The organism is Ochrobactrum sp. AP1BH01-1 (genome assembly GCF_018066705.1).
Lineage (GTDB): Bacteria > Pseudomonadota > Alphaproteobacteria > Rhizobiales > Rhizobiaceae > Brucella.
Genome location: NZ_JAGPOU010000002.1, coordinates 628,068 through 653,124 on the forward strand (window position 1 = coordinate 628,068; position 25,057 = coordinate 653,124).

Consider the following 25,057-nt stretch of genomic DNA (forward strand, 5'->3'; position numbering starts at 1 on the left):
TATTCCGCTTTATAACGCCTGCCATGAAAAAATGTGAGTGTTTTGCCGTCGCACCACACCGCAATCCCCAACAGCGCAAATTGGTTGTAACAAACTGGGTTTGCAGAGCTTTTCAGTTCGTATCAATTTGCAGGCGGACGCAACCTTTGCCCCCGCTTCGACGTTTGAATCCGATCAATGATGGAGATCTATGATGCGAAATGAGGACATACCCGTCATTCGCCGTATTCCAACAAACCGGGATGACGTTTTCGCTTTTGCCATCGAAGGGCACCTCGACGATGCATCGTTGGAGAACCTCTACGGGCTTCTCGATGCAGCTTACGAAACGCACGAAGAAATCGATCTTCTGATACGTCTCACCGGCTATGAAGGGTTCGACTGGACCGCTGCATTCTCGGAGAGCATGTTGTCCATGCGGGCCAAATCACTGAAAAAGCTCCGCCGCTATGCTATCGTCGGTGGTCCCCTGTGGATACAGGCAAGCATAACTCTCATGCAGCCATTCCTCTCCATAGAGCTCCGTGCATTTGAAGCGGACGAAGAAAACGAGGCCTGGGAATGGCTCAGCGCGAGACCGACCGAAGAATGATTATTTTACGATAGTCAGGCGTTCGGCAGCGCGCGTAATGGCTGTATAAAGCCAGCGCTCACGCGTATCGCGGAACGCAAAACTTTCATCGAAAAGTACCACTTCGTCCCATTGGGAACCCTGCGCTTTATGAACGGTCAAGGCATATCCGTAATCGAAATCATCGTAGCGCTTTTTTGTCTGCCACGGAATTTCGCTGTCGGGGTCTTCAAACTGCGCCTTCAACAGCTTGATCTTGGCAACGCCGCGATCGTCATCTTCCGGTGTCACCAGCAGATTTATCCCGGGCTTTACAGTTTCCTTCGATGACGTCATCACCTTCCAAAGCGAGCCGTTGAGAAGTCCCTTGGCGGGATCGTTGCGCAGGCATACCAGCTTGTCCCCCGCTTGAGGGTAATCCGCGGTAAAACCTTTCAGCTCTCGCAGGCGCTGATTGTAGCGGCGCCGCGTGCGGTTGGTGCCGACGAGCACCTGATCGGCCGCCAGAACCATCTCCTGATTGACGTCGCCTTTACCGATAACCTTCGCGGCGCCATGGTCACCATAGGGAAGTTCCCTTCCCTCTCGCACGTCGAGCGCCATGCGAATGATGGGATTGTCCTGCGCCTGACGATGAATCTCGGTCAGAAGATAGTCCGGTTCGTGCTCCGTGAAAAAGCCGCCACCGGAAATCGGAGGCAACTGTCCCGGATCGCCAAGGACAAGGATAGGCGTGCCGAAACTCATCAGGTCCCGACCCAGCGCTTCATCGACCATGGAACATTCGTCCACAACGATCATCGCTGCTTTGGCGACAGGGCTTTGACGGTTAAGCGAGAAGGTCGGCGCGATGGAAGTCTTGCCGGTCGTTTCGTCTTCAATCGCCTCCTCACCGCGCGGGCGGTAGATGAGCGAATGAAGCGTGCGGGCATTGCCGGCACCCTTCGAGCGCAGCACCTGTGCTGCCTTCCCGGTAAAGGCAGCAAACTGCACGTCGCCGTCCACATGCTCGGCGAAATAGCGGGCGAGCGTCGTCTTGCCCGTACCCGCATAGCCGAACAATCTGAAAATGGGGCTGCGTCCGTCCTTGAGCCAATGCCCGACGGCTTTCAGCGCCTGATCCTGTTCCGGTGAAAACTGCATCGTCCCTTCAGACAGGATTCGCCGCCCGAAAACAAGATCAAACCGTGATCAAACGCCTTTGCTCACCAAAGTTGCAAACCGATCGAGATCGACATTGCCACCGCTGACGATCACGCCTACCCGCTTGCCTTGCAGTTTCGACGCTATCTGCCGCGCACCGGCAAAAGCGAGGCAGCCCGTAGGCTCCACGATCATTTTCATCCGGCTAGCGAAGAATTTCATGCCCTGCACGAGTTCATCGTCGCTGACGGCCAGAATATCGCGAACAGTGTCGCGAATGATGGCAAAGGTCATGTCGCCGAGGGCCTGCGTCTGCGCACCATCCGCCAACGTTTTTGGCACATCTATGTGTACAATCTTGCCGGAGCGCAAGGATTGCTGACCGTCATTTCCAGCCTCCGGCTCCACACCGTAGACATCGCAACCCGGCGACAAGGCTTTCGCCGCCAGCGCCGAACCGGCAAGCAGGCCACCGCCGCCGAGGCAGATGAACAGAGCATCGAGAGGGCCGGTTTCCTCGATCAGTTCCTTGGCCGCGGTTCCCTGACCAGCGATGATATCGGGATGATTGAACGGCGGAATGAGAGTCAGCCCGCCCTCCTCCGCCAATCGGCTTGAAATCACATCGCGATCATCTTCATAGCGGTTATAGGTAACAACCTTCGCGCCATAGCCTCGGGTCGCTTCAAGCTTGGTGCGCGGCGCATCTTCGGGCATGATGATGGTCGCGCCGATGCCAAGCAATTTGGCTGCAAGCGCTATCGCCTGGGCATGATTGCCGGACGAAAAAGCCAGCACACCCCGCGCCTTTTGCTCGTCCGTAAACCGCGACAGAGCATTGAACGCACCGCGAAATTTGAAAGCACCAATGCGCTGAAAATTCTCGCATTTGAAGAAGAACTGTGCGCCGGTTTCGCGGTCGATCGTTGACGATGTGAATACCGGTGTATGATGGACGTGGCCTTCGATCTGCTTTGCGGCCGAGACCACGTCATCGTAAGTTGGAAGCTTGTTCATCATGCGCCTCTTCATCTTTATTTCAGCATTGGCCACAGGCTCAGCACGAGCAGCAAAGCCATGACAAGATTGAACCATTTCAACCGAACAGGATCGGAAAGCCAGTTGCGCAGCAACGTTCCGAACCCCGCCCAGACCGACACGCTAGGCAAATTCACAATCGCGAAGGCAGCACTGACCAGAAGCACGGCAACGTAATAGTTGTCATGATTGGCATAGGTGGCAATCCCTGTGACCGCCATCACCCACGCTTTCGGATTGACCCACTGGAACGCTGCCGCCTGAAGAAAAGTCATCGGCTCGCTCTTATCGCGGTGTTTTGCCTCTCCGATGGAACGCGACATGGCGATTTTCCAGGCGAGATAAAGCATATAGGTGCCGCCGGCGAACTTCAGCGCGGTATAGAAGGACGGCACCGTTTCAATCAAAGCACCGAGACCGAATCCGACCGACAGCAGCAACACGAAAAACCCTACGCCAATTCCCAGCATATGCGGAATTGTGCGGCGGAAACCGAAATTCACGCCTGACGCCAGAAGCATCAGATTGTTTGGTCCCGGTGTAACGGATGAGACGAAGGCGAAGACGAGAAGCGCCAGAAAAATTTCAATAGACATAACATGGCCCCGATTTATAGGGACAAATTAGCTCAATAGAAAACCGGCACAATCGAAACATTGTGCCGGTTTTCAATGATATTGTATCGATTTTGTTCGAGAAATTTACATGCCTTCCGGTCCGCGGTTCATGGCTGCAACACCAGTACGGCAGGTCTCAACCAGACCGAGCGGCTTCATGATCGAGATGAACTGGTCGATCTTGGCAGGCTTTCCGGTGATTTCCAGAATGAAATGATCTGTCGTCGCGTCAACCACCTTGGCCTTGAACGCGTCGGCAAGCCGTAGCGTCTCCGCCCTCGCCTCGCCTTTGCCGGCGACCTTCACTAAGGCCAGTTCACGCTCCACCGGACGGTCATGACCAAGTTCCGAGGCGCGGTGACTGAGATCGACAACGCGGTGAACCGGCACAATGCGGGCCAACTGGTGACGTATCTGGTCGAGCACATGCGGCGTGCCGCGTGTCACGATTGTGATGCGCGACAGGTGCTTTTCATGCTCGGTTTCCGAAACCGTCAGGCTTTCGATATTGTAGCCACGGCCAGAGAAAAGACCGATCACGCGGGCAAGAACACCCGGTTCGTTGTCAACGAGGACGGCAAGCGTGTGCGTTTCCGGCATTTGCGTTTCGGCAGCGATAAAATAGGCCGATCCGGAAGCTAGGTTTTGTGCATTCATGATTTTTTCCTCCGGATCAGACGAGCGCGCGGCCCTTGGCGTCGATGGCATTGGCAACGGCTTCGTCAGTGGCTTCGTCGGGCAACAGCATTTCATTATGCGCCTTGCCCGACGGGATCATCGGGAAGCAGTTGGCGAGATTTGCCACGCGGCAGTCGAAGATGACCGGCTTGTCGATATCGATCATTTCCTGAATGGCGGCATCGAGATCAATCGGCTTTTCGCAACGAATACCGTGCGCTCCATAGGCTTCCGCCAGTTTCACGAAATCCGGCATCGCCTCCGTATAGGAGTGGGACAGACGGTTACCATGCAGAAGCTGCTGCCACTGGCGCACCATGCCCATATACTGGTTGTTCAGGATGAAGATTTTGATCGGCGCATTGTGCTGGATTGCAGCCGACATTTCCTGAATGCACATCTGGATCGATGCATCGCCTGCAATATCGATAACCAGCGCATCAGGGTGCGCGATCTGAACGCCGAGCGCCGCCGGCAGACCATAGCCCATGGTGCCGAGACCGCCCGAGGTCAGCCAGCGGTTCGGCTCCTCGAAGCCATAGAACTGCGCAGCCCACATCTGGTGTTGTCCAACCTCGGTGGTGATGTAGGTCTTGCGATCCTTCGTCAGTTCATAGAGCCGCTGAATTGCATATTGCGGCATGATGACATCCCGGTTCGGCGCATAAGCGAGCGAATTGCGGGAGCGCCAGCGGTCGATCTGCTCCCACCAAGAACCGATTGCCTGCTTTTCCGGCTTCTTTTCAGAAGCGCGGAACTGACGAACGATATCTTCCAGAACGTGGGCAACATCGCCGATGATCGGGACGTCGACGCGAACGTTCTTGTTGATCGAAGACGGATCGATATCGATGTGGATTTTCTTCGAGTTCGGGGAAAATGCATTCAGGCGTCCGGTGATGCGGTCGTCGAAGCGGGCACCGACGCACAGCATCACATCGCAATCATGCATGGTCATGTTGGCTTCATAGGTGCCGTGCATACCGAGCATTCCGAGCCAGTTCTTGCCGGAAGCCGGATAAGCGCCCAGTCCCATAAGCGTGGATGTGATCGGGAAATTGCTGATCTCCACCAGCTCGCGCAGCAGACGGGAAGCTGCCGGGCCGGAATTGATCACGCCGCCGCCCGAATAAATAACGGGCTTCTTCGCATTGACGAGCAGACGGACGGCTTCCGAAATTGCCTGCGCATTGCCGTCGAGAACGGGACGGTAGCTGGTGCGCGGCGCGGTTTCCGGGGGCGTATAAATGCCCTTGGCGAACTGGATATCCTTCGGAATGTCGACCACAACGGGACCGGGACGACCGGTGGAAGCGACGTGAAAGGCTTCGTGCAGGATGCGCGCCAGATCGTTGACGTCTTTCACCAGCCAGTTGTGCTTTGTGCAGGGGCGCGTAATGCCGATCGTATCGCATTCCTGAAATGCATCGGAACCGATCAGGGTCGTCGGAACCTGACCCGAAATGCAAACCAGAGGAATGGAGTCCATCAGGGCATCCTGAAGCGGTGTGACTGCATTGGTCGCACCCGGACCGGATGTGACAAGCATCACCCCAACCTTGCCGGTCGAACGCGCGTAGCCTTCCGCCGCGTGCCCGGCGCCCTGCTCGTGACGCACCAGAACGTGCTGAACCTTGTCCTGCTGGAAAAGCTCGTCATAGATCGGCAGCACAGCGCCGCCGGGATAACCGAAGATGCTCTCGACGCCCTGGTCGATCAAAGCCTGAATGACCATTTCCGCGCCTGTCATTTCGCGCGGATTGCTTGCTTCCTGCGTTTCTGCGGCGTTTGCGTCCGCCTCACGTTTACCTGCAGTCATTGTTCTCTTCCCGTCTGCATTTCATTTCTGATTTGGATAATAAAAAAGGCCCCCGAGGGAGCCTGTCTTTCGCGCATGGGAGCTTTCGCCGGATGGTTACACCATCCTGCCCATGCGCGCCCGTACCACAAGAATAATAATCGTGTTCATGGTGGCGGACACTAATAGCCGGATTTGGCGTCGTCAACGCATAAATACATCGCCCGCGATATTTTCTTAGGCTCATTCGCCCTCAACGATAACTTTATTTCAACCGAAGACTCTTACCTTGACGCAAAACCTCCTGTTGAAAGTTGGGGCGAGCGGGCAGCATGAGCGAAATCGGGGGCAATTCCGGCACACCAGAACAAGGCGGTTACGTGCAGCGTAATCGCACGGAAGGTTATGTCATCCAATGCGATGGCGCGGGCGCCATCGTCTCGGCACTTTCGGGTCCTTCCTCCGCCGCATCTGACGATTATTGGGCCGTAGGCCAGCTGATATCCATCCGGTCCGGTGACAATCGCGTTGTCGGCCTCATTCGCAATGTGCTTGTGCCCGGCGATGTCTGGATACGCGGTGGCGACAATACGCTCCATGTTCATGTCGAGTTTCTCGGCGAGGTTCGCGTGCAGCCGAATGGGCAAACCACCTTCAACGGCGGTATCTCGCAATTTCCCCATCCTGGCGCTGTCGCCCACCGTATCCGCGCCACCGATCTCGCTGCCATTTATGCGCAAACCGGTCATAGCAGCGTTTCAGTCGGCACGCTGACACAGGACGCAACTGTTCCCGCTCATATTTCGGTCGATGACCTGATTTCCCGGCACTTCGCCATCGTTGGTACAACAGGCGTCGGCAAATCGAGCGCTGTCATGCTGCTCCTGCGCCGCATCGTCGCCGAAAAGCCCAATCTGCGTGTGCTCATTCTTGATCCACACAACGAGTTCGCGAGCGCGTTTCCGGACCTGGCAGTTGCGGTCGATCAAACGAATATCGAGCTGCCGTTCTGGATGCTGCGGCTCGATGAATTTGCAGACGTGATCTTTCGTGGCCGGGCACCGGATCCAATGGAGCTCGACATACTGCGCGATCTGGTCCAGCTCGCGCGGGAAAACATGCAGGGCGTCGAGACATTGTCCGCGAAAACATTGCGGCGGCAACTGGCCGATCGTCAAAGTGTCAGCGCCGATACACCGGTTGCCTACCGCCTGCTTGACCTAATCGCCCTTATCGATCAGCGCATGGGACTTCTCGACAGCAAAGCGGAACGTCCCTATTTGCGAAGCCTCAAGGCTCGTCTGGAATCGATCTCTGCCGATCCTCGCTTCCGCTTCATGTTTGCCGTGACCGGCGGACCTGAAACAATGCAGCAGGCAATTGGCCGCATTTTTCGCATCCCCCAAAACGGAAAGCCCATCTGCACATTCCAGCTTGCGGGGTTACCCTCGGAGGTTGTCAATGCTGTTGCCTCGGTCCTGTGCCGACTGGCGTTCGATATCGCCCTTTCGAGCGAGGGCAGTCTGCAAACACTTGTGATCTGCGAAGAAGCTCACCGCTACATTCCAGCCGACCGCGACGCCGGCTTCTGGCCGACACGCCAAGCTATAGCCCGAATTGCCAAGGAAGGCCGGAAATACGGGTCCTATCTTGGTGTCATCAGCCAGCGGCCCGGTGAACTCGATGCGACAATCCTGTCCCAGTGCAATTCCATTTTCGCAATGCGGCTTGGCAATGAACGCGACCAGGAAATCATCAAAGGCGCCATTCGTGGCGGCGCGCAGAGCATGGCTGGCTTCCTCTCGTCAATAGCAAACCGCGAGGCCATCGCCTTCGGCGAAGCCTTTTCGACACCAATGCGGCTTACATTTGAGACCATCCCATCTCATCAGCTTCCCGGACGCAGCAAAAGCGAAAGCGCTCTTTCTGCCTGGCGCAGTGACGGCAAGATATCGCTTGACCGTATCGTCGAAAAATTACGCGCGTTTGAAAGCAGCTCACAGACGGAACCTACGGACCAGCTTAGAAACGAAGACAATCTGTGGGGCAGCCCCGTTTCTACCACTCACCGCGACCATGCATCGATCGAAGATGGATTCCATCGGCCACAGTCATTGAAGCCGCAAACTCCTCTCAGCCTCGACACGAAGCAGAGCATTGAGAAGATGGGCGAATTGGTGCGCAGTTTTCGCAAGGATCGCGACCGCTAAAGCATGTCGCGGAAAAGTGGGAACCGTTTTCCCCTCAAGACATGCGCGAAAACAAAAACTCAAAACGTGTTGCCTGAGTACGATTGAACGCAACACGCTTTAGCCAGAGCTTCAGGCGCAGACGCGGTTGCGTCCCATATTCAACGTGTTGCCTGAGTACGATTGAACGCAACACGCTTTAGCCAGAGCTTCAGGCGCAGACGCGGTTGCGTCCCATATTCTTTGCGGCATAGAGCATTTTGTCTGCGCGGCGATAGAGATCCTTCGAGGTCTCGCGCCGGTCCCATATCGCAAGACCGATACTGACGGTAACGCCAAGCTTTTCGTCGCCAAGATCGATTTCAAGCGTCGATATGGCCTTACGAATTCGATTGGCGAGCTTGATCATCAATTCCGCATTCATGTTCGGTGCAAGGACTGCGAATTCCTCCCCACCCAGACGGGCGACAACATCATGATACCGCGTATAATCCTTGAGACACCGCGCCACCTCCTGCAACACGATGTCGCCAACGTCATGACCGTAAGTATCATTCACGGACTTGAAGTGATCAAGATCGATAATCATTAGCCCGACGGGCCGATGAATGCGGTCGAACTGAACCAGATATTCCTTAAGCGCCTCGTCGAAGTAACGCCGGTTCTGCATTCCCGTCAGGCTGTCCGTCAGCGCGGCATGTTCGAGGGTCTGCGACCGTTCGGAAAGATCCTGCGTGATGACCTGCAACTTGCCGCGGTCGAGCGCATCGATTCTAATTTGGGGGTAGATCAGGAACAGCCCGCAAGCGAGGGTCGCAACCAGCACCCAGATCGTGATGTAGCTCAGCTGGTCCAGCCTCGACACCAGGCTGGAGGCACTCACATCCAGCGGCAAGGTCTGCAATTGTCCGATATCGACACGGGCCTGATAGAGTAACAGCCCGATACCGAACATCAAAACAATCAGAATAAAAAATGCCCGCTCCGATCTGTTAAACCGCATAATCCGCGCCCGCCTCTCCTGTTTCACAGAGTGCCAGCGAGTTATTTCGTTGTCGTTAATTAAGCAAAAGCAACATCGGAATTTGCATACACGGACCAGCTATCATCGAGCTGATTTCGAAACCATGTCGACTGACGCTTGGCGTATTGCCGGGTCGCAATGACCGAACGTTCAACTGCTTCTTCTCGCGACATCGAGCCTCCGAGGTATGCAGTGATTTCACGCACACCGATGGCTTTCATCGCAGGCAATTGGGGGTCCAGATCGAGCGCCAGCAATGCTTTGACCTCGTCAATCGCGCCATTGTCCCACATCAGCGCGAACCGTCTCGCAATGCGCTCGGAAAGCCATGCCCGATCTGGCGCCAATACGATTTTGCGCGCGCTATCATCATCCACCAGCGCCCTGCCTTTTGTCCGCTGCCAATCGAGAAGCGATTTTCCGGTGCCCTCAAGCACTTCCAGTGCTCGAACGATCCGTTGACTGTCGGCAGGCTGAAGCGTTGCGGCCATATCCGGGTCACACTCACTGAGGACCCGGTGGAGCAACTCCGGTCCATCCGTCTCCATCCGCCCTCGCCAATAGGCGCGAACGTCATCCGGCACCTCCGGCATTTGCGACAGTCCTCCTAGCAGCGCCCGGAAATAAAGCCCCGTACCGCCGACAAAGATCGGGGTCCGTTCCTTCATAGTGGGTTGCGATAGCAGGACGGCTACATCGTCCAGCCATCGGCCGGTCGAATAGGATATCGAAGGCGCGACGTGTCCATAGAGGTGATGTTCCGCCGCAGCCAGATCAGCCTTGCCCGGTCGAGCAGTCAGAAGATCAAGAACATCGTAAACCTGCATGGAATCGGTATTCACAATGAAACCGCCGGTCTCTTGAGCCATACGAATAGCAAGTGCCGACTTGCCGCTGGCCGTTGGGCCAGCTATCAGGATTGCATTCTTGACCGCATCCTCACTCATCGCCGGAATTGCTCTCCATGTCCCAACAGGTTTCTCTCGTCGCCACCTTGATTGCCAATCCGGCCGAGGCCTCGCTTGCATCAGCGCTTGGGATTAAAGCCTCATCAGCGGTGAATGCAACCGGGCTTTACTGGCTGGCCGACGACATTGCCTGCGACATTGCGCTTCCAACGGGGATCAGCAGCAAAGAAGCAGAATTCCTGCTGCGCGATACTCTCGATGGCGCACCAATCGATGTGGTGGTGCAGGAACAGGAGCGTCGGCGCAAGAAAATTCTGATTGCCGACATGGATTCCACAATGATCCAGCAGGAATGCATTGACGAACTGGCGGAGGAAGCCGGTCTGCGCGAGCATGTGGCGGCGATCACCGCGCGCGCCATGAATGGCGAGATCGCCTTCGAACCAGCCTTGCGCGAGCGCGTGGCCTTGCTGAAGGGCCTGCCGCTTTCCGTCATAGACAAGGTCATTTCAACGCGCATCACTCTGATGCCAGGCGGACCGGAACTCGTTCGCACAATGCGCAAACATGGCGCTTACACGGCTCTGGTTTCCGGCGGCTTCACCTCTTTCACTCATCGCATTGCCGAGATGATCGGCTTTAACGAAGAGCGCGCAAACAGGCTGATCGATGATGGCAAGCATCTGACCGGCCTGGTTACGGAACCCATTCTCGGTCGGGAAGCCAAGGTCGAGAAGCTTGTGGAAATCGCCGATCGCCTTGGCCTTACACCGGATGATGCAATTGCGGTGGGTGACGGCGCGAACGATCTCGGCATGATCCAGCTTGCGGGAACCGGCGTTGCCCTTCACGCAAAACCAGCCGTGGCAGCGCAGGCCCGGATGCGGGTTGACCATGGAGACCTGACCGCCCTCCTCTATATTCAGGGCTACCGAAAAACGGACTTCGTTCAATGATCATTCTGGAAACGCCACGCCTGATCATCCGGAACTGGGAAGATCGTGACCGTGATCTGTTCCATGTCATCAATTCCGACGATGAGGTCATGCGTTTCTTTCCCTTTCGCAGGAACCGCACGCAATCCGACGAACTGTTTGACCGGCTCCAGAAGATGATTTCTGAAACGGGTCTCGGTTTCTATGCGCTCGAAGAAAAAGAAAGCGGTCAGTGCATCGGCTTCGCCGGTCTCGCCCGCACCGATCTTGAACCTCATCTGCCTGACGGCACTGTTGAAATCGGCTGGCGGCTGCCCACTTCCTTTTGGGGCAAGGGCTACGTAACCGAGGCGGGCAAAGCGCTGATCGAATATGCTTTCGGCACCCTCGGCCTCTCGGAAATCGTTTCCTTCGCCGTCCATAATAACGAGCGGTCTACAGCTGTCATGCAGCGCATCGGCATGATCCGTGATCCGGCGAGCGATTTTGATCATCCTCGCGTGCCGGATGAAACTCCGCATTTGAAGCGTCATGCGGTCTATCGCATTCAGGCAGACTGACCGGCAACCCAGCCGGACGACCAGGCCCACTGAAAATTATAACCGCCGAGCCAGCCGGTAACATCGACAACCTCGCCGATGAAAAACAGGCCGGGAACGGATTTGGCTTCCATGGTCTTGGAATCGAGCTCGCGCGTATCGACCCCTCCAAGCGTAACTTCTGCGGTACGATAACCTTCCGATCCCGCTGGCTTGATGCGCCAGTCATTTATCGCTGCCTCGACACGGCGGAACATCTTGTCGGACATATCCGCCAGATGGCCAGTTGCGCCGACATCCTCGGCTATGGTCTGTGCCAGCTTTCTTGGAAGATAAAGCGCCAGCGCAGTCTGCAATGCCTGCTTGCCGTTCTGCTTGCGTTGCTCGCGCAGTGCATCGAAAATGTCCGTTTCCGGCAGCATGGCTATGCGGATTTCGTCGCCTTCACGCCAATAGGAAGAAATCTGCAAAATCGAAGGGCCACTGATCCCCCGATGCGTGAACAGCATAGCCTCGGCAAACTTCGTTTTCCCGCAGACGACAACCGCATCGACGGCAACACCGGCGAGCGGCTTCAACCGTTCCAGCGTATTGGGTTCAAACGTCAGCGGAACGAGTGCCGGTCTTGTTTCGACGATCCGCAAGCCGAACTGCGTTGCGACATCGTAACCGAACCCTGTTGCACCCATTTTGGGGATCGATTTGCCCCCGCATGCCACGACCAGCGAGCGGCAATGGACAGGTCCATCCGACAACTGGAGGGAAAAGCCCTGCGCAGATTTTTCAACCGAGCTGACGCTACAGCCAAGCTTCAGTCGCGCACCATGGCGTTTCATCTCGGCCAGCAGCATTTCGATGATCTGCAACGCCGAACCATCGCAGAAGAGTTGTCCCAGCGTCTTCTCGTGATAGGCGATGCCAAAGCGCTCCACCAGCGCAATGAAATCGCGCTGCGTGTAGCGGCTCAGGGCCGAGATACAGAAGTGCGGATTCTGCGAGAGATAATTCTTCGGGCTTGCATGAAGATTGGTGAAATTACAGCGTCCACCGCCCGATATGCGGATTTTCTCACCGGCGGCCTTTGCGTGATCCACCACTAGCACGGAACGCCCGCGTTTAGCCGCTTCGATGGCACACATCATACCTGCCGCGCCAGCGCCTATGACCACAATATCGACTGTTTCCAACTCACCTTACTCCGAATGGCGCCGGTCCATAGCACAGCCGAAGCTTATGAAACAGAAAGCTTTGCCATTGCGGATAACCATGGAAGGATCAGTTGATCCTGACAGTTACAAAACGCAGTTCACCCGAGCGGGATGCCAGCATCAGAAGCGCATTCTTGCGTCCCTCGCGGCGTAGCGCATCGATGCGCTTCTTCACATCGTCCGGCGTCTTTACCTTCACCTGACCAATATCGACGATGACATCGCCGGTTTCGATGCGCTTTTCGCCGGCTGCCGAGCCGGGAGAGACATAAAGAACCGCGACACCTTCTACGTCTTCGGCAATGCCAAACTCACCGCGAACCTCATCGCTCAATTCACTGAGCTTCATCCCCAGCACGCTTGGAGCAGCGTCGCTCTTCTGGTCCTTTTTCGGCGTATCCGGTGTTTCCGTCCCTGGATCACCACCCTCACCTTCAGGAAGGGGAGCCTGATCTTCCGTCGCAGCTTCGGTGCTCTTGTCATCCTCGACCAGACGCCCGAGCTTGATCTTCACCGTCTTTTCCTCGCCTTGACGGACGACGACGAGTTCGACTTCCTTGCCGACCGGCGTTTCCGCAACCAGTCGCGGCAGATCGCGCGCCGTGTTGACCGGCTTGCCTTCATAGCGGATCACGACATCGCCCGCTTCGATAGCCTTGTTGTCAACGCCGGAGTTCTCGATCAATCCGGCGATCAGCGCGCCCTTGGCTTCTTTCAGTCCGAGGCTCTGGGCGATATCGTCAGTAACCGGCTGGATGCGCACACCGAGCCAGCCGCGGCGAACCTCGCCGAACTCCTTGAGCTGGTCGATGACACCGACAGCCATTTCCGCAGGGATGGCAAAACCGATACCGATGGAGCCTCCCGATGGTGAGATGATCGCAGTGTTGATGCCGATCACTTTGCCGTCCATATCGAACAGCGGACCACCGGAATTGCCCCGGTTGATGGCGGCATCGGTCTGGATGAAATCATCATAGGGACCGGAATTGATGTCGCGCTTGCGGGCCGAGATAATGCCGGCGGTTACCGTTCCGCCAAGACCGAACGGGTTGCCAATCGCAAGGACCCAGTCGCCAATACGCGCCTTTTCCGAATTGCCGAATTCGACAGCTTTCAGCTTGTGCTTGGACGTGTCCACTTTGAGGATTGCCAGATCGGTCTTGATGTCCTTCCCGACGAGTTCCGCTTTCAGCTTGGAACCATCGTTGAAATTGACTTCGATTTCATCTGCATCGGCAATGACGTGATTGTTCGTTACGATGAAACCCTTTTCGGCATCGATGACGAAGCCTGATCCCAGTGACTGGACCTTGCGCGATTCGTCGCCCTGCGCGCCACCTTTATCCCCAAAGAAGTCCTTGAAATATTCCTGGAACGGAGAGCCTTCGGGCACCTGCGGCATTGGAACAGCGCCATCACCTTCGCCGTCTCCCTTGACGGTCTGGGAGGTTGAGATGTTCACGACCGCATCGAGCAGACCCTCGGCCAGATCAGCGACGGAAGCCGGCCCCTGAGCTGCGATTGCCGGAGGCGTCCCCATCGAAAGAGTGCCACCGACCGTCATCGCTCCCAATGCCACGGTTGCGAAAAGGGTGCGAGCAAATCCCGCCTTTGGTGCAATTGCCATGAAGCCCTGCTCCGTTCCTGTCTGCTTGCAGTCGTTTGATTAGCTATAGATGTACTAAGGCTTGATCGCTGCAAAATACGGCCTGTTTACGGCCTCGCATAGACTACAAACAATAAATAGCGGAGGGAAAGCGGCTTATCCCCTGACAAGCCAGACAATGCCGACGCCGATAGCAAGCGCTGCTATCCCGGCGATGCGCAACATGTTCTCCGGCGTCTCGCTTGCCTCGCGGGCAAGCTTTTTCGCCAAAGAAGGAAAGCCGCCGTAGAGCAGCCCTTCGAGAACGAAGAGAAGACCTACGGCGGCTAGAAAATCGCTCATAAGCGTTTGACCCGGCTGTTACTGGGCCGGCGTTGCCAGCTTGCCGCCAGCATCACGGAAGAACTTGAAGAACTCCGAGTCCGGCGAGAGAACCAGCGTTGTATCCGGTGTTTCAAGCGCCTCACGATAGGCGGACATCGAACGGTAGAAGGCGAAGAAGCCAGGATCCTTGCCTGCAGAGCGGGCGAAGATTTCACTGCGCTGGGCATCGCCCTCACCGCGAAGGATTTCCGATTCCTTGCGCGCTTCAGCGATCGTTTCAACGACCTGACGGTCGGCAACGGCGCGGATACGCTGGGCCGCTTCACGGCCTCGCGCACGCAGGCGCTCCGCTTCAGCAAGGCGTTCGGCTTTCATGCGATCATAGGTCTGCTGCGAAACTTCAGCCGTCAGGTCGGTACGGCGGATACGCACATCGGCAATGGTGAGGCCGAGCGATGTTGCATCGGGACGAAGCTGATCACGCACTTCACGCATCATGTCGCCACGCTCTTCCGAAAGTGCAGCTTCGAAGCCCCGCTGACCGTAAACGCTACGCAATGCAGCATCAAGACGGGTACGAAGACGCTGCTCGGCAAGAAGCGTGCTGCCCGAAACGGTTTCACGGAACTTGCGCGCATCGGTGATGCGATAAACGAGGAAGGCATCGACGTCATAGAACTTGCCGCCCGAAACCTGAACGCGGATATCGTCGAGATCGAAACGTAGCAAACGATCATCAATCAGTTGCACAGTATCAGCATCAAGAAAGCCGAAAGGCAGTTTGAAATAGATGCCGGGGTCCGTCTTCACATCGACAATCTGGCCGAAGCGAAGCACGATAGCCTGCTGGCGCTCGGATACGATGAACGTGGCGGAGTAGATCAGGAAAGAGATGACGGCGATGATACCGCCAATGATTGGAAGCCTGTTCTGGGCCATTACTGGTTACCTCCGCTCGGGGTCGTCGTCGTCGCATTCACGCCGGGGCGTGGCTGGCGCATGAGCTCGTTCAGCGGCAGATAAGGCACGACATCCTTTCCAGGTTCGACAATAACTTTCTTGGTGCTCTTCAGCACCTGTTCCATGGTTTCGAGGAACAGGCGGTTGCGTGTTACCTCGGGCGCCTTCTGGTATTCACCGAGCACGGAGCTGAAACGCTGCGCCTCACCTTCCGCGTCCTGGACAACACGATTCTTGTAGGCGGCTGCTTCTTCGCGAAGCTGGGCTGCCTCACCGCGAGCCTGGCCTAGCTTCTGGTTCGAATACTGGTTCGATTCTTCCACGAAACGGTCTTCGTCCTGTTCGGCACGCTGCACTTCATCGAAAGCGTCAGCCACTTCACGCGGCGGCGCTGCATCTTCGATGGAAACGGCATTGATCTGGATACCGGCCTTGTAAGTATCGAGAGTCTGCTGAACGATGTCGCGAACGCTCGATGCAATAGCCGAACGATTGTCACGGAAAACGTCCTGAGCGGGGCGACGCCCTACGATTTCGCGGATCGCGCTTTCGGAAACCTGCTGCACCATCGCATCGGGATTATCGACATTGAACAGATAAGCCTGCGGATCCGATACGCGGTAAAGAACCGAGAACTGAACATTGACGATGTTCTGGTCACCCGTCAGCATCAGCCCCTGGGTTGCACCCCGGTTGCCTTGTCCGCCAATGTTGATCTGCTTTTCGACGATCTGCGCCTTCTCATAGGTTTCGATCGGCCACCAGTGGAAATGCAGACCCGGTTCGGATACTTCTTCCTTCGGCTTGCCGAAGCGCAGTTCAACGGCGAGTTCGTCTGGCTGCACGGTATAGATCGACTGGAAAAGCCAGAAGCCGAGAACGGCTGCACCGATCAGGAACAGAACGCCCCGATTGCTGCCGCCCTTGCCGCCACCGCCGGGAAAGACCTGCTTCAGACGATCTTGGCCCTTGCGCAGAATATCTTCGAGATCGGGTGGTGTGTTCTGGCCGCCGCCACGAGGGCCTTTCGGTCCTTGTCCCCATGGGCCACCATTATTGTTGTTATTGTTATTATCGCCGCCACCGCCCCATGGGCCGCCGCCACCGTTCTGGTTACTCCAGGGCATCCTCACCTCTCGTCCAGGCGACGGGAAAGCGAGCTACCCACTCCCGTCATCAACTAATGTTTCCGTTTTATAGGCATCGGGAGGTCCGCTTTCAACGCGAAGACGGCAAAATTCGTGAACTATGCTTTACACAGCACGTTTTTCGTACACGAAATAGCGCGTTGGGTGGCTGTCCTTGTCCCCGGCGGGCACATCTTCCTGCGAAACCGCTCGCCACAGTTGCGGATCGATTTCGGGAAAACGCGTATCTCCATCGATCTCCGCCAGAACGCGCGTCAGGTGGATGCGGTCAGCAAGAGGCAGAGCCTGCGCATAGATTTTTCCCCCACCGATGACACAGACTTCTTCCACCCCGGCTTCGGCAGCGAGTTTTTGTCCGAGCGCAATCGCTTCGTCCAGAGAGGCAGCCGTGCTCGCTCCCTCAGCCCGAAATCCCTTGTCTCTTGTCACCACGATGTTGGGCCGTCCCGGCAAGGGCCGTCCGATGGATTCCCAGGTTCTCCGCCCCATGATGACAGGTTTGCCTAGTGTCAGCGCCTTGAAGCGCTTGAGATCGGTCGAAAGCCGCCACGGCATGTCATTATCGCGCCCGATGACACCATTTTCTGCGGCAGCAACAATGATCGAAACAATCGGCTTGTGTGCGGACATGGCCTACCCTCAAACCGCAATCGGCGCTTTGATCGTCGGGTCAGCCTCGTAGCCATCAAGCCGGAAATCCTCGAACCGGAAGGCAAAAAGATCCTTCACGTCCGGATTGATCCACATTGTCGGCAGCTTCTTTGGCGTGCGGGTGAGTTGCAGGCGCGCCTGATCGAAATGATTGGCGTAAATATGCGCGTCACCCAGCGTGTGCACGAACTCTCCCGGCTTCAATCCTGCGACTTGCGCGATCATCATCGTCAGTAACGCATAAGAAGCGATGTTAAACGGCACGCCCAAAAAAATATCAGCCGAGCGCTGATAGAGCTGACAGGAGAGTTTTCCGTCGGCGACATAGAACTGGAAAAGACAATGGCATGGCGGCAGCGCCATTTCATCGACAAGTGCCGGATTCCAGGCTGATACGATGAGGCGGCGCGAATTGGGATTTCCGTGCAGCATCTTCAGAAGATTCGCGATCTGATCGATGTGACGGCCATCCGGCGCAGGCCAGGAGCGCCATTGATAACCGTAAACCGGCCCCAGATCGCCGTTTTCGTCTGCCCATTCATCCCAGATCGAAACGCCATTTTCCTTCAGATAGGCGATATTCGTATCACCGTTCAGGAACCAGAGAAGCTCATGAATGATCGAACGGAGATGCAGCTTTTTGGTAGTGAGAACCGGAAACCCCTCTTCCAGATCGAAGCGCATCTGATATCCGAAAACCGACCGCGTGCCCGTTCCTGTGCGGTCGCCACGGTCGACACCGTTGTCGAGCACATGTTGAAGAAGATCAAGATAGGTGCGCATGAGGGATATCCAGAATCCGATTCGGTTGAGCCCACTATAAAGAAAAACCCCGGTGACGGGCACCGGGGCTTTGAATTCATCAGATCGCTGTGGATCAGAGGCTGCCGAGTTTTCCGAGCTGCTTGGCAACCAGATAATAGAAGGTGACGCGGTGTTTGTTGCGATCACCCTTCATGACTTCAGCAACATGCGCGACGACCTCATCGCCCTTGGCTTCGTCAGCGACGCCAAGTTTCTTGGCGACCCAATTGGTGCGGACACGCTTCATTTCTTCAGGGTCCGTTGCCGAAACGAGCGAGGAATCGCGATTGCGCAGTGCAATACCCAGATGCTTGACGATTTTGTCGACAACAGCTTCATCGGCAGCGGCATCATAACGACGGACATCCGCGAGATATTCACTCATATATCCACTCTCCTTCGATTGGGGAATAAATACCCCGTTTCAGCTCACGGAATCCGGCTTCATCGAAATTTCGCTCGCCGCCCCCGATATATTGGTAGGATTGACCAGCGAAAGCAGACTGTCAATGAAAAATGAACGGGAACCGCAGGCCCGGGAATATCAGCAAAACCCGTTAAAAACTGCGTCCCCTCTTCCAATCAGGTTCAACCGCGCCTATATACGGCGTGTCAGCGCAAGCTGACTATGGTGATAAACGGACGGTGTAATAAACCCATTGGACCCGGGGGCGGTACCCGGCGCCTCCACCAGAATACAGATCAGCTAGTGGTTTGTATTGTGGCGGGGGCGAAACAGGATCGACAAGGGTGTAAAGATCGCTCTTTTACTCGGCATGATACCACCGTTATCGGGTCAATTGAGTAGTTGCAAATGACAACAAAGCTCAGGGTTACGCTCTCGCTGCCTAATGGCGGTGCGGGAAACCCACTCTAAAGCCCTTAGGGTTAGCCCCTTAAGGCGGGGTTCGGAGGCACCTGGCAACAGAAGCCTCCACTTCGTTTTCCTGTCTTTAACAGATTGATTTTCCATCATTTTCGTTTTCCAGTTTTCAACTGTTTTACAGTTTCGTTCTGTTTCCGTTTCTGGAAGTCCATCAGAATAGCTTTCCCGCCCATCTTTCGATCAGCGTAACGGCTGTACCGTTCGACCATTTGCGGACTCATTCCAACCGCGTCGCAAATCTGGGAAACGCTCAAACCATGCTGGCGCAGCCGGATGACGGCATTGGCGCGCAGGCCGTGCCAAACAGCCTCTTGGATTTTTGGTTCATCTTTTCGGGCGTCTTTCAGCCACTTCCACATGAGATTTGTGGTGAAAGGCTTACCGTTCTCCTGATAGAGAAATGGACCGGGTCTTTTCTCCCATTTCGCCATTTCCGCTTCAAGTTCCGGGAAAATTGGACACCATGGTCGAACGCCGGTCTTTTTCTGTGGAAGGCTAAAACCTCCATCATCAATATCGGTCCAACCGAGCCTTACAACGTCGCTTATTCGCTGCCCGGTATATCGCGCCAGCATATAGGCGCGTCGCAGCATTCCGGTGAAGTTCTCGTCCGCGAAAGCAAGTTGTTCAGGCGTCCACGGTTTATGCCCCTCACCTTGCTGGAAGTGGGTAACGCCTTGCGTTGGATCCCGGCTCAACAGTTCACGCGGCCCACTCGCCCAACGACACATAGCGCGCAAAGCATCGAGCAAATTGTTAGCTGCCCCCGGCGTTTTCGCACCGATCTTCTCTATAAGCGCCTGTACATGAGACGGCCTGAGGGCATCAGCTTGCAGATCGCCCCAGACCTTGCGCACAATCCGCAATTGCCGCCGATATTGATCTAAGGTGCTATCGGCCAACTTACGTGGAAGCCCCGGCCAAGCTTCCTGATAAGCATCAATCAATGCGCCTATAGTGCCGTCAACGACCGGGCCATTGATACCCTGCGCCTGTCTGACTGCCTGCCAAAACTCCGGCGAATGCGGATCGTTCGGAAGCTTGATTCGCTCTCCGACATGATTTGTGCCCCGGCCAGTCTGATAATAAAAATATTCCCGGCCACGAGAAACAACACGATGAACGCCCTTCGGCAGTGAAACGGTGGCCGGTTTACGAGTTTTGCGGGACATTGTTCACACGCTCCATAAAGGCATCGCCTGACTGGGCAGTAGGGGCATGAGCCTCAAGCAAAGCTTGTACCTGTATCCAACTCCAACGGACTGAGCCGCCGAGCCTGACAGGTTTCGGCAGGAGGCCGCGACGAACATAATCGTCAACGGTCGTTTCACTGATATCCAGTTCCGTCGCCAACCGTGTTTTGCTCAGATACGAAGGCGGACGGTCGCCCAACTGGATGCGAGGGACGGCGACAATATCCTTGGTAACTGCAAACGTCTTCGCCATCACTCTCCGCTCCCCTTATTGTCAGGATCGGGCCGATCCTTGATGGTGGTCATATTGAGCGGCGATAAGAATTCGTCGCCGCCGTCGATTTTCGGCATGTTCTCCCAGCCACGAATTTCATTGACATTGAGCCATCCGCCGTTGCGACCGACCGCATAGGCGTCATAGCGCGCCTTCATATCGCCGCGTAGAAGGCCAGCAAGGTCATGCTCAATAAACAGCGACTTGCGGCTTTCCGTGGTCAGCAGCGCTGCATTCATGGCTTGCTCAATGCGTTTTGCCATCGGTGCCAGACAACGCACCACAAGGGCGCGGCTTTCCTGATCGCTGTTGGAATAGGTGGCATTGTCGGTAATACCCGCCACAGTCGGCGGAACGCCCCAGATACGGCAGATATCCAGATTGGTCAGCTTGCGGCTGTCCAGAAACTCCGCATCTTTTGACGAGAACGAAAAGGATTTCCAGTCGGTGCCACCATCTAGAACGAGAATGCCCCGCGTTGCCAGATCGGAATTGACCTTACGCTCCATCTTCTCCAGCACATTGTCGCGCTGTTCCATCGATATCTTGTTGGGGAAGATCAAAGCGCCTTCCGGCAGGAAGCTTTTCGACGCCTGTTTGCCTGCGGTTTCCTGTTGCGTCAGTGCGAGATTGAATGTCTCGCGGGCAATCTGGACAGGTGACAAGCCCATGACGCCATCCCGGCCGAGACGATAGCGCAGATGCAGGACTTCTTCCTGCAGATAAACCCGCACCCCGCTATTGGTCGAGACGCGATAGCGAAGCCGCCCACTTTCCAGCTTCTCAACACCAACCTTGCCGGGATCGAGCGGATGCAGGCCTGTCACCTGTCCGCGTCCGTTCCAGTCGAGACGCGCAAAGGCATTGCCTGCCACCATCAGGGAAGCAATCAGCGCTTCCCGGACTTCGAAGGCCGTCATGGTGGCGTTTGGCATGTCGTGGAGCGCGGAATAAAGCGGATGATCGGTTGCCCGCTCGCGTCCGCCGTTTTCGCTACGGCGATAGAGATTGAGCGGCATGGCGGCAAGGTTCTGCGACACGATAGCAATGCAGGCATGCGCCACAGCAATGCCGCTGGCCCGATTCGGATCGACATAGCCGCCAATCCCGCCGCGCATGCCAAACCATTCAGCAAGATATGGATCGTCAGACTTGACGGCAGAGCGCGTTTCACGCCCAAGGATACGGTCAAGCAAGCTCATTTCGACAACTCCAGAAGGCGCAAGGCCCGTTCCGCATAGGAGCGAAAAGGCGAAGCGATAGAAAGGGAGCGCGCTTGAATGGTGGTGCCATCATAGGCCGGCCAAGCAAGCACAACGCTGATTTCATGCAGATCAACCGCCCGCAGCTCGCGCCGGTCGCCGTCGCGCTGTTCATCCAGCGCCGTGAAACCGAACGACATGCCGCCAAGGTCGCCGCGTTCGGCCAATGCCAGTACGTCACGGCCCGCCTGTGTATCCGGCAAGTCGAGATCGAAGGCGAGACCCCGGCTGTCTTCGGACAGGCGCAGCGTTCCCGAACGGGTACGTGCCAGAACCCGGCCCGGATCGTGATCGACAAGCGCCAGCACATCGGCGCGGGAACGGATCGAGCCGGAGAATGCCCCCGGCGCTATGGTTTCGTTAAATCGTCCACCAATATTGGCAGGATTGCCAAAGGTCGCGGCATAGCCTTCGAGGCGACGGCCTTTGGTGCGGATTTCAGCGGCAAAGCCGCGTTTTTCAAAACTTGTCATCAAGGCAGTTCCCGAAAGCAGAAAGTCCCGTCCCCGGCTTGCGCCGGGGCAGGAACCAGAGATTAAATTTCAGCGTAAGCGAACGCCTGCGGATGACGTACCGCCACATCGGCATCAAGGAAGGCATGCAGAAGCGCGCCACCGTTCGAAGCCACATCCGGGTGATACGGATTGATCAGAATATCAACGGCACTCCAGTAGCCGAGATAGAGTTCGCCCCACTGACCATAGATCAGGGCAGACTTGTCATCGGCGTCACCGATATTGGCGGGAACCTGAGTGCTAACTTCCACACGGCCATTGTGGAACAGTTCGGCAGCGGGAATGACATTGCCGTCTGCATCCTTGGTCTTGCGGACGCCCTTCATCACCGTAGGATTGGTGAGGAATGCCGCCGTGCCTGTCACGTCATCCAGTTCCAGTTCGGCTATCAGATTGGCTGTGGTGTCGGAAAACGCCGCTTCTGTCGTTACTTTCGCAACGCCAGCCGTGCCGAGAATGCCGAGCGGTTCGGGAGCGGTGCCCGAGCCGTTGATTGCAGCTAGGTCGAGGCCCTGCGCGAGCAGATAGCCCAGATCGCGGCGAAGCACATCTTCAATGGCTTCATTCGACTGGAGCATAAGACGGCGCGAAAGGCGATATTCGCCGGTCACGGTATGAGGCGCCATGGAAACCTTGCCGAAGGTCGCAGCGGAACGCTCCGCGTTGCCATTTTCCGCAACCCATGTAGCCGTACCACTGGAAAGCAGGTTCGGCAGATCAAGGAAGCCCGAGAGGCCACGCAACACGGTTGCGCCCATGCCTTCCACCTTCAATGCAGGGCGGAAACGATCAGCGAGCGCGCCAAGCTGCGTTGCGACGGTATAGCCGCCAGCGGCAGGCGTACCGACAGTTTGACTGCGTTGCTCGCGGCCACCGAGAAGCACTTCGGAAGGCACGGCCAGATGAATGCCGGAAGTACCAGAACGGCTTTCACGCCCGCGCTTCAATTCCTGATCGATTTCAGCTTCGCGGCCTGTCAGGCGACCGGAGAGCGCGCCACTAACAGCAGACGCCAGCGAATAATTGCGCAACTCACGGTCAAATTCGCCGCCATGCACGTTCTCGCCGCGCTGTTCTTCCCGCTCGAAAGCAGACATGCGTTCTTCGCGGGCAATCTGGCCGTCTATTTCGGTAACTTCGGCTTCCAGCGCGGTAAAACGCTGTTCTTCATTGCTCTCCAGCTTGTCCTTTGCATGGAGAGTGCGCATTTCAGCGATCTTTGCGGCTCGCTTTTCGCGCAGTTCGATTAGCTTTTTCATAGGTAACTCCGTGTGGTTGTGAAGCCGTCCGGAGGAAGTCAAACAGGGTATGCGTTGGTTTTGGTCTTCACATGCTTGCCGGGATCGGCAGGAAACTATAGCCAGCTTGCGCCCTTTGACTGGTCCAAGAAGGACATCCCGCGCCACCAGAAAGGCGCTTTCCGTTTTTGGCTCGCTGGCGGGAGCCTCAGTTTGACGGCGCGGGAAACTGGATCAATCCTCCTTACGCAACGTGTCTGCGAGTTGGTGGATTACCTCGGATGGGATGATCGCGGCTTGCTGTATGCCAAAAGACAATCCGCCTAAATGATCAGCATTAAACCGATACATCTTTTCGTCTTGCCGTCCGCGCCGGAAGTAAATTTGCACTTCACCATTGCCGGTGGCGGGGTCATGGATTTCAAGACTGACGTCAATCTCGAAATCTTCACCCACACCTATTGCGCCATCTTCAATGAATTCATCAATAATGACGTCAACAACAGTGCCCGCTCGACACATCCCGTCACCGTCATAAATTCGGTCCTTGATGGAAAGGGAATCCCAAAACTGGTCAACAATACCACTTTCCACCTCTTCCCATGTGGCTACCATGGTCGCTTCCCTCAAAGCTTTTACGGCGGCGGGCGCGTCCTTTGACTGGCGAGCAACCATAGCGAACAACAAATTGGTTACGTCCGAACTGGTCATTTCAGGCGCTCCAACGCCACGTTTCCCTGATGTAATCAGGCCTTCCCGTCGCATTTCCCGCGATAGGTTTTCGACGGCTGAAACGCCGCGTGGATCAAATCTCGCGAGTTTTTCAATGAGTGCGGGAAGTTTAGCCATAAATCACCTTTCATTATGCGTTTAACCCGAAATTGACGTACTGTCAATTCATTTCGGGTTTTACACATAATGAAGAATGTTAATTTACGTGGAGACCCGACGAAAATGTTTCATCCGAGGTTTTTTGTCCGATGAACGTTTCCAATCGGCTTTCCGGTAGCCTCAGCCATTTTTTGGGATCGTCCTCAGACACGGGAATTACGGAGAAGCCCCGCTCGCCGTCAATCTGGTGATCAAGAAGCGCGACTTCGCAAAGCTTCTTTCTGCCGCCGAGCGCATAAAAATACAGGCCGTCGCCTTCATATTTCCCGGTTACCCATTCAAAGATAATAAGGACGGGAAGCGGAGAATTTGGATTGTTGAGAAAATTGCCGGAATGCGAAAGCCTGACCCTTGGATTGGCTTTCTCGACAGCCGCTTTCAACTCTGCCAGCAGATGATCGACGCGCTCCAGAGCGGTCATTTCGGGTTCAGCAGTCGTTGATGCTCCGACAGCAACCGCTGAAACACAAGCTGACGCCCCTCCAACAAGGATCGAGCGACGAGATAATTTAGACAAACCTTCGGCGTTAGCCGGAATTGATGATTTCGGCATTAGTTCCTCGATTGATAGAAAATCGTAACACTGATACGATTATTATAAATCGACTCGATGTCAATCAAAATCGTAACGGTGTTCCGAAAATGATCGATCTA

Annotated in this window: 26 protein-coding genes and 1 other RNA gene; 5 read left to right on the plus strand and 22 right to left on the minus strand. The window is 55.9% G+C overall.

Annotated elements, in window-relative coordinates; genetic code table 11:
- The first annotated feature begins 193 nt into the window (after positions 1 to 193).
- Positions 194 to 592 (plus strand): SpoIIAA family protein, encoded by a 399-nt coding sequence (locus tag J9800_RS08400; RefSeq protein WP_205315976.1) that lies wholly within the window; start codon positions 194 to 196, stop codon positions 590 to 592.
- Here J9800_RS08400 and J9800_RS08405 read toward each other — a convergent pair whose 3' ends face one another.
- The 5 genes from J9800_RS08405 to J9800_RS08425 all read right to left on the minus strand — a co-directional run bounded on the left by J9800_RS08405 (position 593) and on the right by J9800_RS08425 (position 5,866).
- Positions 593 to 1,714 (minus strand): ATP-dependent DNA helicase, encoded by a 1,122-nt coding sequence (locus J9800_RS08405; RefSeq protein ID WP_114216775.1) that lies wholly within the window; start codon positions 1,712 to 1,714, stop codon positions 593 to 595.
- A 48-nt stretch (positions 1,715 to 1,762) separates the two neighbouring features.
- Positions 1,763 to 2,731, minus strand: a complete 969-nt coding sequence (locus tag J9800_RS08410; RefSeq protein WP_114216847.1) for a threo-3-hydroxy-L-aspartate ammonia-lyase — start codon at positions 2,729 to 2,731, stop codon at positions 1,763 to 1,765.
- Positions 2,732 to 2,748: 17 nt separating this feature from the next.
- Positions 2,749 to 3,348: a LysE family translocator gene (locus tag J9800_RS08415; protein ID WP_114216776.1), complete on the minus strand. Its 600-nt coding sequence runs from the start codon at positions 3,346 to 3,348 to the stop codon at positions 2,749 to 2,751.
- Positions 3,349 to 3,453: 105 nt separating this feature from the next.
- Positions 3,454 to 4,026, minus strand: a complete 573-nt coding sequence (gene ilvN, locus J9800_RS08420) for an acetolactate synthase small subunit (protein WP_112592513.1) — start codon at positions 4,024 to 4,026, stop codon at positions 3,454 to 3,456.
- Between the two features lie 16 nt (positions 4,027 to 4,042).
- Positions 4,043 to 5,866 carry an acetolactate synthase 3 large subunit gene (locus J9800_RS08425; RefSeq protein WP_114216777.1) on the minus strand — a complete coding sequence of 608 codons (1,824 nt, stop codon included), beginning with the start codon at positions 5,864 to 5,866 and terminating at the stop codon, positions 4,043 to 4,045.
- Between the two features lie 311 nt (positions 5,867 to 6,177).
- Between J9800_RS08425 and J9800_RS08430 the strand changes: the two genes are divergently transcribed.
- Positions 6,178 to 8,055: an ATP-binding protein gene (locus J9800_RS08430; RefSeq protein WP_114216778.1), complete on the plus strand. Its 1,878-nt coding sequence runs from the start codon at positions 6,178 to 6,180 to the stop codon at positions 8,053 to 8,055.
- A 190-nt stretch (positions 8,056 to 8,245) separates the two neighbouring features.
- Here the strand turns inward: J9800_RS08430 and J9800_RS08435 are convergent, their stop codons facing one another.
- Together J9800_RS08435 and miaA are read right to left on the minus strand one after the other, a co-directional pair.
- A complete protein-coding gene (locus J9800_RS08435; RefSeq protein ID WP_112592517.1) occupies positions 8,246 to 9,037 on the minus strand; it encodes a GGDEF domain-containing protein in 792 nt (263 codons plus the stop codon).
- 59 nt (positions 9,038 to 9,096) lie between these two features.
- Positions 9,097 to 10,005, minus strand: a complete 909-nt coding sequence (gene miaA, locus J9800_RS08440) for a tRNA (adenosine(37)-N6)-dimethylallyltransferase MiaA (protein ID WP_114216779.1) — start codon at positions 10,003 to 10,005, stop codon at positions 9,097 to 9,099.
- A 17-nt stretch (positions 10,006 to 10,022) separates the two neighbouring features.
- Here miaA and serB point away from each other — a divergent pair, with 17 nt between their 5' ends.
- On the plus strand, positions 10,023 to 10,922 hold the full coding sequence (gene serB / locus J9800_RS08445; RefSeq protein ID WP_114216780.1) for a phosphoserine phosphatase SerB: 900 nt from the start codon (positions 10,023 to 10,025) through the stop codon (positions 10,920 to 10,922).
- Positions 10,919 to 11,461: a GNAT family N-acetyltransferase gene (locus J9800_RS08450; protein WP_114216781.1), complete on the plus strand. Its 543-nt coding sequence runs from the start codon at positions 10,919 to 10,921 to the stop codon at positions 11,459 to 11,461. The genes serB and J9800_RS08450 overlap by 4 nt, the downstream gene beginning before the upstream one ends.
- On the opposite strand, the gene J9800_RS08455 is transcribed toward J9800_RS08450, so the two are convergent.
- The 8 genes from J9800_RS08455 to J9800_RS08490 form a co-directional block, all read right to left on the minus strand.
- Positions 11,449 to 12,627: a BaiN/RdsA family NAD(P)/FAD-dependent oxidoreductase gene (locus J9800_RS08455; RefSeq protein ID WP_114216782.1), complete on the minus strand. Its 1,179-nt coding sequence runs from the start codon at positions 12,625 to 12,627 to the stop codon at positions 11,449 to 11,451. The two genes, J9800_RS08450 and J9800_RS08455, sit on opposite strands and share 13 nt — an antisense overlap.
- Positions 12,628 to 12,715: 88 nt before the next feature.
- Positions 12,716 to 14,278 (minus strand): DegQ family serine endoprotease, encoded by a 1,563-nt coding sequence (locus tag J9800_RS08460; protein ID WP_114216783.1) that lies wholly within the window; start codon positions 14,276 to 14,278, stop codon positions 12,716 to 12,718.
- A gap of 135 nt (positions 14,279 to 14,413) precedes the next feature.
- On the minus strand, positions 14,414 to 14,599 hold the full coding sequence (locus tag J9800_RS08465; protein WP_006467185.1) for a DUF2065 domain-containing protein: 186 nt from the start codon (positions 14,597 to 14,599) through the stop codon (positions 14,414 to 14,416).
- A gap of 18 nt (positions 14,600 to 14,617) precedes the next feature.
- Positions 14,618 to 15,520 (minus strand): protease modulator HflC, encoded by a 903-nt coding sequence (gene hflC / locus J9800_RS08470; protein ID WP_114216784.1) that lies wholly within the window; start codon positions 15,518 to 15,520, stop codon positions 14,618 to 14,620.
- On the minus strand, positions 15,520 to 16,668 hold the full coding sequence (gene hflK, locus J9800_RS08475) for an FtsH protease activity modulator HflK (protein ID WP_112592529.1): 1,149 nt from the start codon (positions 16,666 to 16,668) through the stop codon (positions 15,520 to 15,522). Before hflK ends, hflC begins: the two co-directional genes overlap by 1 nt.
- 126 nt (positions 16,669 to 16,794) lie before the next feature.
- Positions 16,795 to 17,319 (minus strand): dihydrofolate reductase, encoded by a 525-nt coding sequence (locus J9800_RS08480; RefSeq protein WP_114216785.1) that lies wholly within the window; start codon positions 17,317 to 17,319, stop codon positions 16,795 to 16,797.
- Between the two features lie 9 nt (positions 17,320 to 17,328).
- Complete coding sequence (locus J9800_RS08485; RefSeq protein ID WP_114216786.1) at positions 17,329 to 18,123, minus strand: thymidylate synthase; 795 nt, start codon at positions 18,121 to 18,123, stop codon at positions 17,329 to 17,331.
- A 94-nt stretch (positions 18,124 to 18,217) separates the two neighbouring features.
- Entirely contained in the window at positions 18,218 to 18,529 is a 312-nt protein-coding gene (locus J9800_RS08490) for a DUF2853 family protein (protein WP_112592533.1), read from the minus strand.
- 187 nt (positions 18,530 to 18,716) lie between these two features.
- On the opposite strand from J9800_RS08490, the gene ssrA reads away from it, so the two are divergent.
- Positions 18,717 to 19,083: a transfer-messenger RNA gene (ssrA, locus tag J9800_RS08495) on the plus strand.
- A gap of 33 nt (positions 19,084 to 19,116) precedes the next feature.
- On the opposite strand, the gene J9800_RS08500 is transcribed toward ssrA, so the two are convergent.
- From J9800_RS08500 to J9800_RS08530, 7 genes are all read right to left on the minus strand, one after another.
- Positions 19,117 to 20,202 carry a tyrosine-type recombinase/integrase gene (locus tag J9800_RS08500; protein ID WP_286167624.1) on the minus strand — a complete coding sequence of 362 codons (1,086 nt, stop codon included), beginning with the start codon at positions 20,200 to 20,202 and terminating at the stop codon, positions 19,117 to 19,119.
- Positions 20,183 to 20,476, minus strand: a complete 294-nt coding sequence (locus tag J9800_RS08505; protein ID WP_205315971.1) for a helix-turn-helix transcriptional regulator — start codon at positions 20,474 to 20,476, stop codon at positions 20,183 to 20,185. Before J9800_RS08505 ends, J9800_RS08500 begins: the two co-directional genes overlap by 20 nt.
- Complete coding sequence (locus J9800_RS08510; protein WP_114216787.1) at positions 20,476 to 21,699, minus strand: phage portal protein; 1,224 nt, start codon at positions 21,697 to 21,699, stop codon at positions 20,476 to 20,478. Before J9800_RS08510 ends, J9800_RS08505 begins: the two co-directional genes overlap by 1 nt.
- The gene (locus J9800_RS08515) at positions 21,696 to 22,232 is read right to left on the minus strand and encodes an HK97 family phage prohead protease (RefSeq protein ID WP_114216788.1); all 537 of its coding nucleotides are present in this window, start codon (positions 22,230 to 22,232) and stop codon (positions 21,696 to 21,698) included. Before J9800_RS08515 ends, J9800_RS08510 begins: the two co-directional genes overlap by 4 nt.
- A gap of 62 nt (positions 22,233 to 22,294) precedes the next feature.
- The gene (locus J9800_RS08520; RefSeq protein ID WP_114216789.1) at positions 22,295 to 23,533 is read right to left on the minus strand and encodes a phage major capsid protein; all 1,239 of its coding nucleotides are present in this window, start codon (positions 23,531 to 23,533) and stop codon (positions 22,295 to 22,297) included.
- Positions 23,534 to 23,746: 213 nt separating this feature from the next.
- Positions 23,747 to 24,361: a hypothetical protein gene (locus J9800_RS08525; protein ID WP_114216790.1), complete on the minus strand. Its 615-nt coding sequence runs from the start codon at positions 24,359 to 24,361 to the stop codon at positions 23,747 to 23,749.
- A gap of 79 nt (positions 24,362 to 24,440) precedes the next feature.
- Positions 24,441 to 24,956 (minus strand): hypothetical protein, encoded by a 516-nt coding sequence (locus J9800_RS08530; RefSeq protein WP_162792697.1) that lies wholly within the window; start codon positions 24,954 to 24,956, stop codon positions 24,441 to 24,443.
- Positions 24,957 to 25,057 lie beyond the last annotated feature (101 nt).